This is a genomic window from Streptomyces sp. NPDC049915 (genome assembly GCF_040656475.1).
Lineage (GTDB): Bacteria > Actinomycetota > Actinomycetes > Streptomycetales > Streptomycetaceae > Streptomyces.
Window position 1 is genome coordinate 22,850 of the sequence record NZ_JBFAMH010000045.1, and the last position, 14,464, is coordinate 37,313.

Annotated in this window: 12 protein-coding genes and 3 pseudogenes; 6 read left to right on the plus strand and 9 right to left on the minus strand. The window is 67.0% G+C overall.

Going from position 1 to position 14,464, the window contains the following annotated elements:
- Positions 1–2: 2 nt before the first annotated feature.
- The 4 genes from AB0J12_RS37720 to AB0J12_RS37735 are packed head-to-tail and all read right to left on the minus strand — an operon-like array spanning position 3 to position 3,800.
- Positions 3–1,874 carry a hypothetical protein gene (locus tag AB0J12_RS37720; RefSeq protein WP_363269306.1) on the minus strand — a complete coding sequence of 624 codons (1,872 nt, stop codon included), beginning with the start codon at positions 1,872–1,874 and terminating at the stop codon, positions 3–5.
- Positions 1,864–2,628 (minus strand): hypothetical protein, encoded by a 765-nt coding sequence (locus tag AB0J12_RS37725; RefSeq protein WP_363269307.1) that lies wholly within the window; start codon positions 2,626–2,628, stop codon positions 1,864–1,866. Before AB0J12_RS37725 ends, AB0J12_RS37720 begins: the two co-directional genes overlap by 11 nt.
- A gap of 10 nt (positions 2,629–2,638) precedes the next feature.
- Entirely contained in the window at positions 2,639–2,965 is a 327-nt protein-coding gene (locus AB0J12_RS37730) for a hypothetical protein (protein ID WP_363269309.1), read from the minus strand.
- A gap of 13 nt (positions 2,966–2,978) precedes the next feature.
- Complete coding sequence (locus AB0J12_RS37735) at positions 2,979–3,800, minus strand: hypothetical protein (RefSeq protein WP_363269311.1); 822 nt, start codon at positions 3,798–3,800, stop codon at positions 2,979–2,981.
- A 320-nt stretch (positions 3,801–4,120) separates the two neighbouring features.
- Here AB0J12_RS37735 and AB0J12_RS37740 point away from each other — a divergent pair, with 320 nt between their 5' ends.
- Together AB0J12_RS37740 and AB0J12_RS37745 are read left to right on the plus strand one after the other, a co-directional pair.
- Positions 4,121–5,212 carry an NlpC/P60 family protein gene (locus tag AB0J12_RS37740; RefSeq protein WP_363269312.1) on the plus strand — a complete coding sequence of 364 codons (1,092 nt, stop codon included), beginning with the start codon at positions 4,121–4,123 and terminating at the stop codon, positions 5,210–5,212.
- 29 nt (positions 5,213–5,241) lie between these two features.
- Positions 5,242–5,799 carry a hypothetical protein gene (locus AB0J12_RS37745; RefSeq protein WP_363269314.1) on the plus strand — a complete coding sequence of 186 codons (558 nt, stop codon included), beginning with the start codon at positions 5,242–5,244 and terminating at the stop codon, positions 5,797–5,799.
- On the opposite strand, the gene AB0J12_RS37750 is transcribed toward AB0J12_RS37745, so the two are convergent.
- The 4 genes and pseudogenes from AB0J12_RS37750 to AB0J12_RS37765 form a co-directional block, all read right to left on the minus strand.
- Positions 5,758–6,483: a helix-turn-helix transcriptional regulator gene (locus AB0J12_RS37750; protein ID WP_363269315.1), complete on the minus strand. Its 726-nt coding sequence runs from the start codon at positions 6,481–6,483 to the stop codon at positions 5,758–5,760. The genes AB0J12_RS37745 and AB0J12_RS37750 overlap by 42 nt on opposite strands.
- Positions 6,484–6,568: 85 nt before the next feature.
- Complete coding sequence (locus AB0J12_RS37755) at positions 6,569–6,724, minus strand: hypothetical protein (protein ID WP_363269316.1); 156 nt, start codon at positions 6,722–6,724, stop codon at positions 6,569–6,571.
- 299 nt (positions 6,725–7,023) lie between these two features.
- Positions 7,024–7,824 carry a site-specific integrase gene (locus tag AB0J12_RS37760; RefSeq protein WP_363269320.1) on the minus strand — a complete coding sequence of 267 codons (801 nt, stop codon included), beginning with the start codon at positions 7,822–7,824 and terminating at the stop codon, positions 7,024–7,026.
- A pseudogene (locus tag AB0J12_RS37765) lies at positions 7,798–8,459 on the minus strand (AAA family ATPase); the annotation flags it as partial. The gene AB0J12_RS37760 and the pseudogene AB0J12_RS37765, both read right to left, overlap by 27 nt.
- A gap of 564 nt (positions 8,460–9,023) precedes the next feature.
- Here AB0J12_RS37765 and AB0J12_RS37770 point away from each other — a divergent pair.
- The 3 genes and pseudogenes from AB0J12_RS37770 to AB0J12_RS37780 form a co-directional block, all read left to right on the plus strand.
- A complete protein-coding gene (locus AB0J12_RS37770; RefSeq protein WP_363269317.1) occupies positions 9,024–10,295 on the plus strand; it encodes a ParA family protein in 1,272 nt (423 codons plus the stop codon).
- Positions 10,292–11,497: a ParB/RepB/Spo0J family partition protein gene (locus AB0J12_RS37775; RefSeq protein ID WP_363269318.1), complete on the plus strand. Its 1,206-nt coding sequence runs from the start codon at positions 10,292–10,294 to the stop codon at positions 11,495–11,497. The genes AB0J12_RS37770 and AB0J12_RS37775 overlap by 4 nt, the downstream gene beginning before the upstream one ends.
- 1,270 nt (positions 11,498–12,767) lie before the next feature.
- Positions 12,768–12,894: pseudogene (locus AB0J12_RS37780) on the plus strand (IS5/IS1182 family transposase); the annotation flags it as partial.
- A 133-nt stretch (positions 12,895–13,027) separates the two neighbouring features.
- On the opposite strand, the gene AB0J12_RS37785 reads toward AB0J12_RS37780, so the two are convergent.
- Positions 13,028–13,558 (minus strand): hypothetical protein, encoded by a 531-nt coding sequence (locus AB0J12_RS37785; protein ID WP_363269319.1) that lies wholly within the window; start codon positions 13,556–13,558, stop codon positions 13,028–13,030.
- Between the two features lie 376 nt (positions 13,559–13,934).
- On the opposite strand from AB0J12_RS37785, the pseudogene AB0J12_RS37790 reads away from it, so the two are divergent.
- Positions 13,935–14,357 (plus strand): annotated as a pseudogene (locus tag AB0J12_RS37790) (ATP-binding protein); the annotation flags it as partial.
- Positions 14,358–14,464 lie beyond the last annotated feature (107 nt).

A 14,464-nucleotide genomic window follows, 5' to 3' on the forward strand; every position in this document is an offset into this window, starting at 1 on the left:
GGCTATCCCTCCCTCGGCGCACTGCTGGCGCCGGGCCCGCTGGTCTGTTCGGCGGGCGGCGGGACCGCCCTGTCCGACCTGTCCGGTCTGCGTGGCGCGATGACGACGTGACCGCCGCCAGGCGAAGCGGTGTCCAGCCCCGCGTGCGCGGCCGTGTTCGCCATCCCGGACTCCAGAACGCCCTTGCCCGCGGCCATGACCTGCAGGCCCAATCCGAGAGGGCCAGCGACCCGGGTGCTGAGACGCCCGCGCCCCGCCCCCTTCCCGAAGGAGCCCTGGAGCTCCCCCTTGGACGTGTTCGTGAAGTCCTTCTTGCCTCTGGAGCCCATGCCCGACTGGGCGTTGTCCTGTTCCAGGGCCCGGGTGTAACCGGAGCCCCCGCCGACCACTCCGGCCCCGCTCATCGAGCTGGCCGAGGAGCCGACCGAGCTCATCAGGCCGCTCGCCACGGCGGCGCCGGCACCCAGGGTGGAGAACGTCATGAACTTGGCGATGGCAGGCCAGCAGAAGCACGCCATGAGGAAGATGACCAGGCCGACGATCATGTTCTGCACACCCTCGCCCTGCTCGATGGCGAAGAAGCCGATCGCGAAGCAGAACGTGATCATCGGCTTCATCAGGATGAGTGCGAGCAGCGCGTCGCGGGCCTTGGGCCACCAGTCCTTGGTGGCGTCCGACATCTGCCCGACCAGCGTGATCGGCATGGTGGCGACCAGGATCATGATTCCGGCCTGCCGCAGCAGCATCTCGACCCACAGTGCGCCGATGGCCAGGATGCACACGACGCCGATGACGATGACCACCCCGACCGCGGACGCGGCCACCCCCTGACCGGTGATCAGCGCGCCGCCGGCCGTGGAGGCGCCCCCACCGCCGAGGATCAGGCCCCCGAACATCTTGCCGAACTGCGCCTTCATGGCGTCCGACGCGGAACCGGCCGTGCTGCCCCCGCCTGTGAACGAGTAGTGGATGATCCAGGTGGAGATCGAGTCGGACAGCTGCAGCGCGGTCGTGGTCACCGTCCAGTACGCCGCGCTGATGACCGCCCACTTCGCCAGCCCGGAGATGGCGGTCGCCGCAGGCCCGCCCTGGTGGCTGATCGCCACCTTCCCGAACTGCAGGAGCAGCAGGAACACGGCGATGACCGCAGACAGGGCCGTGGCGATCCCCATCGGCTGGCTGATGCCGGTGGAGTCCAGGTTGATGACTGACGTCTTGTTGAAGATGTCGGCGAACTGCTGCAGCAGCCAGACCACGGCGTTACCGATGTACTGGGCGGCCTCCTCCAGCGCGTTCCGCGCCAGTTCGGAGATCTTCTTACCGATCCAGTCACCCAGGCTCTGCCCGCCGGTCGGCCCGTACTTCTTGTACGCGGCCTCGTTACAGGTCTGGAACGACCAACCTTTGTGCTGTTTGAGACAATTTGTCAGAAATTTGTTGAGCTTGTCATAGTCGGATTGGGAGAGGTTCCCTGACCTCACGGCCTCTTGGTTGATCTGTCGCCACTTTTCGAGCTTTTTCTGCTCCAGTTTGTCCCAGTCTTCCTCTTTGCACTCATCCGACTTGTCGCCGCCGGCGTTCTCACAGACCCCGATGGTGCCTGGGCCCTCGCCACCCTCAGGAGCAGGACATACGCTCTCGTCGTCGATTTCGCGGTATTCGCACCAATGGTGGTTCTTGTCGACGCTGCATTCGCCCTGCCAGTCCGCAGGGCAATCCTTGCCGTCATCGGGGCCGTAGTCGACGTGCCACCGCGGAGCGTCCTGGGCCTGAGCCGAAGGGGCCGTGCTCACGCCGGTCCCGAGGCAGAGCAGCAGGGCGGCGAGGAGAGCGACGAGTCGACTCAGCGGACGAGGTCGCCGGTCAGTCGGCATGCCCCACCTGCCGCCAGCCATCCACCCAGGAGAGGTGCTCGTCGGGGAAGTAGGCATGCGCGTAGGAACGCTTCGCCCAGTACTGCGGCTCATTGGTGATCTTCCAGCCGCCGTTCTGCCACTTCAGCAACAGATCGGTGTCCTGGTCCTTGAACGAGTCACCGTCCGGGGTGCCGTCCGCCTTCGTGGCGTACCGGTCGTAGTTCATCCAGACCTGCACGATTTTCCCCTCGGTTCCCTTGAGGGAGGTCACGCGTACGGCGCTGACCGAGGTGCTGAACGTAATGCCAGCCGGGGTGCCGCCGGACGGTGGAAGGCCCACCTGTTCACGCAGCTTGCGCACCTCGGAGACCTGCTCGTCGACGTATCCCTCGGCATCGGGGGAGACGATTGCGTTCAGCTGCTGGCGGGCCTTCTGATCGTCGAGAAAGGCGTATTCCTCCCAGAAGTACACGGCAGTGGAGACCGCTCCGACGGGCCCCTTGGAGAAGCCGGTGGAGAGGCCGTCCTTCTGTCCGGTGGGCTTCTGCAGTGTGAACTTACGGGCCTTGGCCGGGGTCATCGTCGCCAGCGGGTTCGAGGACGAGGCTGACGGCTTGGCCGTGGTCGGTGCGGGCGGCGTGTTGCCGGACTTGGAGTCATCGCCCCCGAGCAGCGTCGCCGCGGTCACGCCGCCGCCGATCAGCGCGCCGACCACCAGAACGCCGAGCGCGGCGAGCGTGAGCCGGGCCTTGCGGGTCTTGCTGTCGCTCACCACGCCTGCCTCACTTGGCCATGTTGTAGAAGGTGGTCACCAGGGCCGCGGTGACACCGATGCCGCCGGCGCCGAACAGACTCCAGAGGATGGCCTGCTTGCCGCGTGCGGCCAGTGCGGCGCGCTCCGAGTTGTGGCCCACGGCCACGGCAGCCCAGCCGAGCAGGCCTCCGAGGACGGCCCCGGCCAGGCCGAGACCGGCGGTCCAGTTCAGGATCTTCTGTACGGGCTGGTCGACGTCCTTGGGCATCTCCGGGGTGACTCCGGGTACCGCGTCGGCGAGCGTGTGCCAGTGCGTGTCAGCGGCAGCGTTCAGGGTGGTCAGGAGCTGGCTCATATCCGATTCCTCGTCAACGGGCAGAGAGTGCAGGGGTGATCGGGGCGGGCTGCGGTGCTTCCGGGAGCGGCCGGCCCCAGGCGGTGTGCGCCGCGGCGAGGACGGCCCCGGTGAGCTGGGCGGCCGCCTGCCGGGTGCGTGAGCGCAGGCGGGCGGTGTGCAGGCCGTGCGCGCGGATGTGCGGGTCGTAGGGTAGGTGCACCACGCCAGCGGTGCGGGCGCTGAGCATGGTGGCCCCGGCGCGCACCGCGGCCGGCGGGCGGCCGTCGCCGGCGGCGACCAGGACGACGACGGTGCGGTTGAGCGGCAGCCCCTCGGCGTGCAGGGCCGTCACAGCCTGCTGCAGGGCCTGGATGCCATCGGCGGTGGCGGCCGCGCACAGCACGGGCACCGCGTACGGCAGTTCGTACCAACCGCGGGTGTGCCCCAGCTCTCCGGCGCAGCGGGCGGCCAGCAGGTCGTGGGCGAGCGGGTGCACGGTGTCGGCGACGACGGCCTGCCACCCGCCGATCGCGGCCAGCTGGTACCAGGCGGCCGGGGGCTCCGGCAGGACGAGCGGCGGGGCATGCCAGTCCCGCCCGTCCGACAGCACCTGCCATGTGGCCCCGTCCAAAGTGACACTGACGCCGCAGGCCTGTTGGACCGCGCTGCGGGTCAGGGTTTGGTCGGGCGGTAGCGCGGCCAGCCCGCCGGCACCCTGCTCGGCGAGCCGGGCGGGCCAGGGCGAGGACAGGCGCGGGGCCAGGTCCAAGAGCACGGCGGGACCGCTCGCGGTCAGTCCCGCGGCCAGCAGGCTCGCGGCCGTGGTGCGGCCGCTGCCGCCGACGGCAGACATCACCGGCACCAACAGACGTGCCCCTTCGGGCAGCGTCGGAGCCGCAACGGGTTGTTTGCCCATTATTCCCCCGTACATTCCCGTTTGACGTTTGCGTAGGCTAATCGCAGCTCTGGCCTACCGCCGCCACGCCCCCCTCACTGGAACCTTACACGCGCACCGTGCGTGCCCAACAAGTAGTTTCACTGCTCTCGTTGAGATGCAGCGATGGCGTACTGTCACACAACATCACGCACGCATTCGGACGCCGGTTCCCATCCCGGCGTGCGAATTTCAGATTTGTGAGAGCAAATCTGAGTGTCGGTCAAGAGGGGGACCGTATGAAGGGCAAGGCGGCCAAACGCCTGCTGCTCGCCCTGGGCGTCGGCTTCGTGATGACGCCCCTCGCGCTCGGTCTGAGCGTGGTGCTGCTGATCGCGACGTTCAACGATGACGACAGCACCGTCGGCAACCCGGTCGGCGGGCTGCGCATCGGCAAGGGCGGCGTGCCCTCCGAGTACGCGCCGCTGATTTTGCAGGCGGCCGCCGACTGCGACCAGGGTCTGTCCCCGGCGGTGCTGGCCGCGCAACTCAAGCAGGAGTCCGGCTTCAACCCGCAGGCCGGAAGCGAGGCCGGGGCGCAGGGCATAGCCCAGTTCATGCCCGGCACTTGGGCGACGTGGGGGGTGGACGGCAACGGGGACGGCAAGAAGGACGTATGGGACCCGGCGGACGCCATCCCGGCCCAGGGCAAGTTCATGTGCTCCCTGCTGAAGGAGGCCAAGAAGCATCCCGACTACACCGGCGCCCCAATCGAGCTCGCCCTGGCCGGGTACAACGCCGGCTGGGGACGCGTCGACCAGTTCCGGGGCGTGCCGCCGAAGTCCTTCGCGGGCGGCCAGACCTACAACTACGTGCAGAACATCATGGCCATGTCGGCCCAGTTCGCGGCCCCCTCCGCCAGCGAGGACGGCACCCTGCCAGCTGGGTACGAGCTGCCCTCCGGCACGCCGAAGAAGGTCCGCGTCGCGGTGGCGTGGGCGCTCAAGCAGCGCGGCGGCTGGTACCACCTGGGCGGCGACTGCACCGACGCCCTTGGGAAAGACCCCGCACACTGGTGCGACTGCTCCTCCCTGATGCAGCAGGCGTACAAGGCGGCCGGGGTGAGCATCCCGCGCACCACCTACGACCAGGTCAACGTCGGCACCCAGGTCGACATCGACGACCCCAAGCCCGGCGACCTGGTCTTCAACCCCGGCTCGGACGGCTCCGACGCCCGGCCCGGCCACGTGGGCATGTACGTCGGCAACGGAATGGTCATCGAGGCGCCGCACACCGGCGTGAAGACCCGCATCGTGACCTACGACAGCTGGCGCAACTCCACCAGCTACATCACCCGCATCACCGAGGTCCGCCGTGTGGTGGACTGGTGAACCTCGCACCGCAGCAGGGGAGTTCGTCCATGTCCGAGCCGCTCTACCGTCCCTGGGGCACCGTGACACCGGAGTTCTGGGCCACGCCCGCCTCCGGCACGACGCCCGCAGATCGGGGTTTGCCGCCGGAAACGCTGCGCGCCCGGCTCGTCCGGGTGGCCGAAGTCGCCCAGGACGGCCGCCCGCAGGACGCGGCCGCGCTCGCCGCCCAGCTCGACCAGGACGTCACCGCCGAGTACGGCGAGCTCCACCTGCACACCGTCCAGGTCCGCGAAGTCCGCGGCTACCTGGCCGCCCTGATGGCCGATCACGCCACGGGACTGGGCTGGTACCTGCACGCCGTGCAGCTCCGGGTCACCATCCAGGGCCCCGGGCACCCGGACGTCGAGGAGGCGACCCGCCGCGCCTACAGCCTGTGGCGGGCCATGCCCCCGGAGGCCGACCGGCAGGGGCTGGGCACCGAGCTGCTGACGATCGCCACCGACATCCACGGCGCCGACTCGCTCGTCGTACGCCGCGTCCGTGAGCGCCTGTACTCCCTCGCCCTACCCTCCGCCCCGACCTCGGTGCAGCTGAACAGCGCCTGAGCGCCAGGCACTGACCCAGGATTGCACGGTGCCCTGGGAGAGGGCGTCTCTCCCAGGGCACCGTTCGAACGTGGCGGGGGTTCTACGAACCCGTTCCCGTTCTGTCCACCGGCCGCATGCCGGGCATCCATGAGTGATCTCCGGCGTCTCCAAAGCCTTCAACCTCCGCCACGTGAACACCCACACATCAAGGTTCCTCGCCTCGATGCCGCACGCGCGCAGGAACGCGATGTACCGGTCGTAGTCGGGCAGCGTCGTGCTACGCAGCATGTCGCTGATGGTGCTGCGCTTCAGCCGACCGTTACTGCGCGCCTCCATTTCACGCAGTAACGGCGAACCGCCCCACACCAGGGCGGCCCGCAGGGCCTGCGTCAGCTCCGCAGCGTCCCGCGCCCGGATCGGATCGGGCTGGCCGAAGGTCGGCACTGGTTGCGGAGCCCGGCGCACCCCACGCTTCGGGACCGGGCGAGCGGCCTCTTCCTGCGAGACAACAGACGGCCGATCTGCGCTTCTGCTTTGCGCGGCCTCCAGCCAGAGATCCATAACGATGCTCCTGGCATCCGGTTTCACGCCCGCTGCGTCAAGGAGAGCCAGCGCCACGGAACGCCGGGGAAGAGCTCTCCCCCTCAGTACATCGCTGACCAGCGACGTGCGAACTCCGGCTCGATCAGCCAAGTCCCGCATCAGGAGCTTGCCGCCGGGCGCATCGTCGATCGCACGCCGAAGCGCGCTGCTGAACTGCGCGGTGGCGTCTCGGTGTCCATGAGCATCAGGCCTGACGCATGCGGAAGTGGCTCAGCGCCTTCGCGATGTCCTTGCCGAGGGCGACAACCGCACCGACGATGCCAGCTGCAAGGAGCGCAGCCACGACCTCAACCTCGAACCCGGCCAGCCACAGCCACGCAAGGCCGGCCACCGTCGGCACCGACTACATGCACGACCAGGCGGATGTCGCGGAGGACCTGGGGCACAGCCGGGAGGACTCGGCGGAAGCCGGACGCCCGCGGAGTCCCGGGGGTGAGCGCGCACTGCGCGCTGACTGAGTTGCGAACGAACCCGCCCAGCCGCTGCCCGACCCTCGCCCGGGGACCGGGGGAGACCCTTGAGGATTACGCCGGCTGTCGGACAGGGGACTCCGCCTTGTGCCGGACGGCGTTGGAGTCGGACGCCGAGATGTGATGTAAGCCACATTGAATATGCTGTAGCTCACACTGCAAGTTCTCATCATTCACTGTGGGTTACCCGGCCGCCCGAAATGCGGCAGTCATGAATATGGTTTTGCGCCAACCATCTTCGTAGCCGGGCACATCCGATCGAGCCGGACCCGGCCAACCGGCCGGGTAACGCTGCGCTGACGATAGGGCTGATGTGCCTGCCGGCATGGCCAACTCGCCTTCCCGACAGCGACCGTGGCCACCCCAGACACCGTGTAAGTTTGGTGCCAGCTTCTTCTCTGAACTTCGTGTCGCCTACCTGTCCGCCCGGCGGCCCTGGGCGCCGACATGTCAGTGGGCCGCTTCTCGAAGTGCGCGAGGAATGCGTCCCATTCCTCCTCAGGGGGGTCCGATACCCTTCGCTGGGCCGCGTCGCCCTGCGGCGGGCGATGAAGGCGCGGTGGGCCTCGATGGTCTCTGCCGGGTAGATCGCCTTGTAGCCCATCGTCGTGTCAAGGCTCCGATGCCCGCAGATCACTTGGGCGATGTGCGGTGGCAGGCCGTTCATGATGGCGTCGGTCACGAAGATCCTGCGGAAGTCGTGGGGGGAGAAGACGAGCGGTTCGCCGTCGGCATCGGTTAGGCCGGTGACGGCCAGCGCGTTGATCAGAAGCTTGCGGAGCGCGGTCGGGGTGAAAGCGCGGTGTTCGGTGCCGATATCGCGCTGGAACAGCAGCGGCATCGGCGGGTTCCAGACTCGCTCGTGGACGTCGTAGGAGGTCACCAGCGGGATCGCGCCGTTGCCTCCTCGCAGGCGGCGGTCCGGGCTTCTCACCATCGCGGCGCGGTCGTAGTGGACGGCGGCGTCCATGCTGTGGCCGAGGCTGGGCGGACAGTCGACGATGATTACGTCGTAATCATCTTCGAGTGGTGCGAGGACGCGCTCGAGGGCGGCTTCCCGCGCGCACTGCCGACAGGCGTACGTCGAGGCGGAAGGCGTCGTTGCAGGCGGGCAGAAGGTGAAGCCTGGCGGCGGTGCCCGCCTCATCGACCGAGAGGATGAGGTCGCGGAGGTCGGCCCTTGGGGGTGCCGGCCATGTGGTTGGTGAGGCTGTCGCCCTGCATCGGCAGGGGAGAAGCACCCAGCTGGTTGGTGAGGTGGCACTGCGGGTCGAAGTCGACGAGCAGCACCTTGAGGCCGGGACCCGGGAGGTTCTCGACGTCGAGCGGGTCGTCCGCCGCGGGCTGCGTTGTATGCGTTTCGCTTTCCCTCAAGGCCTTGGTGAGGGCCTTCGCCGCCCGCACCGGGTACAGGGCTTCCGGATCCTCTGCCAGCGCCTCACCGAGACCTGCGGCGATCGCCGTCTTACCGACACCGCCCTTCTGGTTGCAGACGATGACCCGGCGAGCGATCTCAGGGCGCTCGACTTCCGGAGCGGGGTTGGCGTCGAGCCACAACTGGACGGACTGAGCCAGTCCCTGAGTAAGCGAGACCCCACGGTCGGCAGCGAGTCGGGGGTCGCGGCCGAGACCGCGCACGCGGCGCTCGTGCAGCGCTGGTCGCGTGTTCCGCGGGTACCGCGAAACACGCGACCACGTGGTCCTGCTCAGCACCGCGACCCGAACATCCTGCTCGTGGAGGTACTGCCCAAGCGCGGACTGCGCTCGTTGCCAAGACGCGGAGCGGCTGCGGGCCCTCATGAGCCGCCACCTGCCCCGCGTCTGAAGCCCAATCTCAGCCTTCCGCTGCCGCAGGGCCCTCGACCCCGGTCGCCTTGCTGCTACTTCGGGCTGGAACTGAGCCTATGAAGGCCCGTACCGCCTGCGCCGGGGTACGGGCTCTCGTGCGTTTCACAGGGCTATCCGGCGAGTCGACGCTGTCAGCCGGACTGGCGTCGCGTTGCTCGTGCTGCTCGCTTACTTCCCTGAGTGCTCGGAACGGCGGGACCAGTAGGTGATTACGGCGTAATCACCCAGTGCTTGGAGACTGCCTGTGCCGATGCGCCATCAGAGTTTGCTAACTAACGTGCCGATGGCGCGAACGATCAAGGACGTTAGTATGGTGTCCTCATGAGTACGTCAGCCTCCTCCAACGACCGCGAGAAGGTCGTCTCCAAACTGCCGGGATGGCTCCGGCAGAACCTCAAAGTCAGAGCCGCCCAGCACGGCGTCGAAATCCAGGCTGCAGTCGAAGCGGGCATCAGGGATTGGTGCAGCCTTGCTTCCTCTGTCGCCAGCATCGACACCGTTGGCTCCGACACCTTCTCAACCTTCCTGCCTCTCGGGCAGTGGGACGAGTTCCGCCAGACCGCAGCAGACCGAGGCGTCTCGCTCACACAAGGGCTTGCTCAGTCCGTCCAGTTGTGGCTCGACGCCAACCCCGCTCCGGAAGTCGAACGGCCGGAGATCGCTCGCCGGGTCATCGTCTGCAACCAGAAGGGCGGCGTTGGGAAAACGGCAATCACCGCAGGGCTCGGGGAGGCACTCGCTGAAGCCCCAGACGTCCTTCACCCGGTGCGCGTGGCAAAGGCACTCACCAAGGCCTTGAGGGAAAGCGAAGCGCAAGCAGAGGCAGCACAAGCACCCTCGGCAGATGACCCGCTCGACGTCGAGAACCTGCCTGGTCCCGGCCTCAAGGTGCTGCTGGTCGATTTCGACCCGCAGTGCCACCTCACCAACCAACTGGGGGCCACGCCCCTGCCGATGAACGGCGACAGCCTCACCAACCATATGGCGGGCGACCCTAAGGGCGACCTGCGCGACCTCATCGTCTCTATCGACGAGGACAGCTTCGGCGGCCGGCTCCATCTGCTGCCCGCCTGCAACGACGCCTTCCTGCTCGACGTACGCCTCTCCGCAGTACGCGCCCGCGAAGCAGCCCTTGAGCGGGCTCTCGCCCCGCTGGAAGCCGATTACGACGTAATCATCGTCGACTGCCCGCCCAGCCTGGGTCTCAGCATGGATGCGGCCGCCTACTACGGCCGGCGCCGTGATGGTGAGAAGCCCGGCCAGTCCGGTGCCCTGATCGTTGTCCAAGCCGAAGACAGTTCGGCGGACGCTTACGAACTGCTCACCACGCAGATCGACGACCTCCGCGGTGACCTTCAGGTCGACATCGACTACCTCGGCATCGTCGTCAACCTGTACGACTCCCGGCGCGGCTACATCGCCACCTCGTCGCTCCAGGGGTGGGTCGACATAAAGGATCCACGGGTCGTCGGACTCATCGGCGACCTCAAGGAACAGAAGGAAGCCGTACGAGTGAAGAAGCCCCTGCTGTCCTACGCGCCCAAGTCGCAGCAGGCCGTCAGCATGCGAGCCCTGGCAAGGGAGGTCCTGTGACGAGCAAGGCCGACCAGCTGGGCGCCGGCCGCTTCGGAGCGGCAGTACGCACGGTCAGCGCACGCCGCCAAGCGGTGGCCGCTGCCACAGGAGTCCCCACCGAAGGCGTCGCAGACCCCACAGAACTTCCCGTCCATCGCATCAGCCTCAACCCCGACAACCCCCGCTCCTCACTCGGAGACCTGACCGACCTCGCCGGCAGCCTGAAGACCCACGGGCAGAAGCAGGCCATCACGGTGATGAACCGTGACGCCTACATCAAAGCCAACCCCAGTCAGGAAGCCGAACTCGAGGCAGAAACCACCCACGTTGTGGTCGACGGCAGCAGCCGCCTCGCCGCCGCTCGGGAAGCCGGACTCGCCACCATCAAGGTGATGGTCAGCGACGACCAGGGCGCCACATCCGAGGAACTCCTCGAATCCGCCCTCGTCGCCAACATCCACCGGCAAGACCTCGAAGAGATCGACGAAGCTCGCGCCCTTCAACGACTGCTGGCCATTCACGGCAGCCAGCGAGCCCTGGCGAAGCGCCTCCACCGCTCGCAGGGCTGGGTGTCGCAACGCCTGGCGCTGCTCAACCTGACTCCTGAACTGCAGTCCCGCATCGGCGAGGAACCCATCGACCTCCTGCGCGCAGTCGGCAACAAGCCAGCCGACCAGCAAGAAGCAGCGCTGGAAGAGTTGAAGAGGGAGCGGGCCAGGAAGGAAGAGGACAGAGGCCGCACAGCCAAGGCTCGGCACGAGAAGACAACACAGGGAGGTACAGAGAGCACCACCGTTGGCCCCGCTGGTGATTACGCCGTAATCACCCAGGCCCCCGACAGCACCACACACGACCAGCCCACGTCTGACCGAAGCCCTGCCGGTGATTACGTCGTAATCTCCGGGGAGCGGGATACGAAGGCTTCCTCAGCACCGAAGGAAGCGCCAACCGACGCTGGCCAAGCCGCTCCCACGTCGACGGCCTCGGCGGACGAGAGGCCTGCCACTGCAGTAGGGTCAGCCACACCCTCCGTGCCCGTACAACCCAGCGGCACCGACGCGAAGGCTGAGGCAGGAAGCCGGCAATTGAAGAAGTTTCCCTACGACGACGGTGCAGAGGCCGCGTACTTCCTGATCCACAGGATGCCGCCGGAGGAGTTCGACAAGATGCTGGCCCTCCTTGTCAAACACAAGAACAGCCAGGCCATCGACGCCGGTTGATGAGGACACCATAGGTAGCCCGACTGACTCCGCTGGTAGTACTTCCGCGAGGCGGCACAGCGAAGGGCCGGCCCCCTTAACCAGGGCCGGCCCTTAAGCATTCTCATCGCCTCAACTCTCTGCACTGAACGGCAGCCGCTTGAGAGTTCAATTCGGCAGACCACACAATCTGCCGCTCCCACCCCCGTCGCCGGCATCCCCGGGCTTCGTCAAGCGGATGCCAACAGCGTTCTCCACCAGCCCCAAGACACTGTGAAGAGGCGCAACGGGGCCAGGAGGCGAGCCCGCGTGGTCGCGTCCAGCTTTGTCGGCTCCTGCCCAGTCGGCTCGATCGCCTAGAGAGTGTGAAGGTCGACGCTGATCTCGCCGTCTACCGCGTACTTGAACCAGCGCATCGGCTCTCGTTGTCATGCAGCGCGACGGCTTCGGTCCCCGCGGAACAGCCCTCAAGATCCGCTCGTCGAGTCCATACGTGCCGCCCTGCTCGCACGCCCACGTCCAAGCACCGTCGGTACCAGTGGTGACAACTGGATCGTCGTCGTCAGAGAGATCGCTGCCCAAGTATCCGACATGTCTCCGCCGTCGCGAAGTGCCAGGGACGTCAGGTCCAACTCCTGCGGGTCAACAACTCCACGAAAGGAGGATCCCTCTCTGAGAGCATGACAGCGTGACGATGACATCCGAACACTCGGGCATTGACGCGGAACTCCAGATCGACGAGATACGGAGCACCGTGGGGGACAAGGCAACCGTTGTCGTGCGCTGCATCCGAGGACCAGTCCGCCTCGGGGGCGCGCTTTCACCACATCCGCGACCTTGCGGCCCCGATCGACCTAGAGTTGGCGGAGATCCTCTTCTACGGGCATCCAGCCGACGAACTCGATCCCTCCCACACCGCCCTCGTGACCCTCCGCGGGGCAGGAACGTCTCTCCTCGCCCCAGCAAACACAGCTCACCGCTGGCAGATCATCCAGGGAGCCAACCCCTCGTCGTGACTCCGCGCGCCCACAGGTTCGACAATTCCTCGTCTTCCCCTTCGACGAACTCAGTCCCCCAACAGGTCGGCATGCGGTTGCCATGTGTCGGCCCTTTCCACCCGCGCTCAGCCTGCAGCCGGTGAGGATGCAATCCAAGGAATGTTGAGCCCGTTCCACGGTTCCACCGGTCCGGCGCGCACGAGGGCCTCGAGCGGAGAATCGCTCCTGACGAAGAATCTGACGGTACGTCAGTGAGAGGTTGGCGTCAGGCGACGCTGACCGCCTTCAGCCCCGCACTCGGACGCTCCAGGGGTGGCCTGACCAGCAAAATCCACCTGGCGTGCGATGCCGTGGGCGTCCGCTCGCCTTCACGTCACTGGCGGGAACACCAACGACTGCACCCAGTTCACGGCCGTGATGGGCGCGTACGAGGACCGGTGCCGGCCTCGATGCCGAAGGTGACGCGGTCGCCGATCGTGGTTGCAGAACCGGATGGTGGTTGGACACCCTGCCCAGGCCGGTCCGACGAACGTCGCGGCGGCACCATGCGGTGTCAGTCAACGCGCGAGGCGGCCGACCACCACAGGCGTACCTCCTTGCGAACGTCCGACGGCCGCAGTTCCCATCCCTGTCTCAGAGCAACCTCAGCCACGTATCCGGCGCCCACGCCACGGTAGTCACGAAGGGGGATGGCGCATTCCACGGGCGGCCGCGACTTCTTGGGCTCGCGCGGGGCGGAGGCCAGAGTGGTCCAGTGGGTGACGCATCGATCGACCCGGGCCCGGTAGTACTCAATGTTTCCTTCGTAGCGCAGCTCCGACCAGGTCACGAACCAAGAACCCAGCCGGGCGATGCCGCCCAGCGTGTCATCCATGAACCGTATGTATCCGCGTTCGAAGCCGTCGCTCACGGCCGCGATCGCGTCAGCGAACAGCCCAACGACGAAGAACACGGCCGCGACCGCCAGCCATAGCGCGCAAAGCACAGGGAAGCACACCAGGGTGGCAGCGAAGCGCAGGACCAACTGCCAGCGGGGCCGAGTCGGTTCAGGTGTCCAGGTCGCGGAGCTCTCGTAACCGTGCATGACAGGAATTCTGTCGTACGCACGCAGACGGCTGCCCTATCAGCGTTCCCTTGTCGGCGACCGCGACACCGACGAGATCCCACAGAGTCACGTCGGCCGCATCGGGTGCGCCCACCCGATGCCGCTAGCGTGGCGGAGACGAACTGGGCTGCCAGAGCGGAACGTGAGCGGTCGGAAGGGCGGAACTTGGGCCGAGTGGTGCGGGTTTGAGTGGACCACAGGAAGAGTCCGCGGAAGCGCTGGCGGATCGCTGAAAGCGGACGCTGGACCATGTTCTCCCTGCTTCCGGCCCTCGGTGCCCAGGCCGACGAGGCGGGGACCTGGCTGCAGATCCACGACTCCGGCCCGGCGACCGCTCTGCCCACAGCAGTTGCCAATCAAGGCTGCCGGCTTCCCCAGGGAGAAGTCGGTGCGGACCTTCGATTTCGACGCCAACCCCAACATCGACCCGGCCACCATCCACACCCTCGCCTCCTGCGAGTGAATCAAGAAGAGCCAGCCGCTCTGCCTGATCGGCGACTCCGGCACCGGCAAGTCCCACATGCTGATCGCCCTGGGCACCGAGGCTGCGATGAAGGGCTACCGGGTCCGCTACACGCTCGCGACGAGGCTAGTGAACGAGCTGGTCGAGGCCGCGGACGAGAAGCAGTTGAACAAGACCATCGCCGGCTACGGCCGCGTTGACCTGCTCTGCATCGACGAGCTCGGCTACATGGAACTGGACCGGCACGGCGCTGAGCTGCTGTTCCAGGTTCTGACCGAGCGCGAGGAGAAGAACAGCGTCGCCATCGCATCCAACACCGATCCCCGCAAAGCGCACATGTTCCGGCGAACCCGTGCCAGGTGCTGCCGAAACTTCACGGGTTCAAGCGGAGGGAGAGATGGTTGTGGTCACCGCGTCGGGTA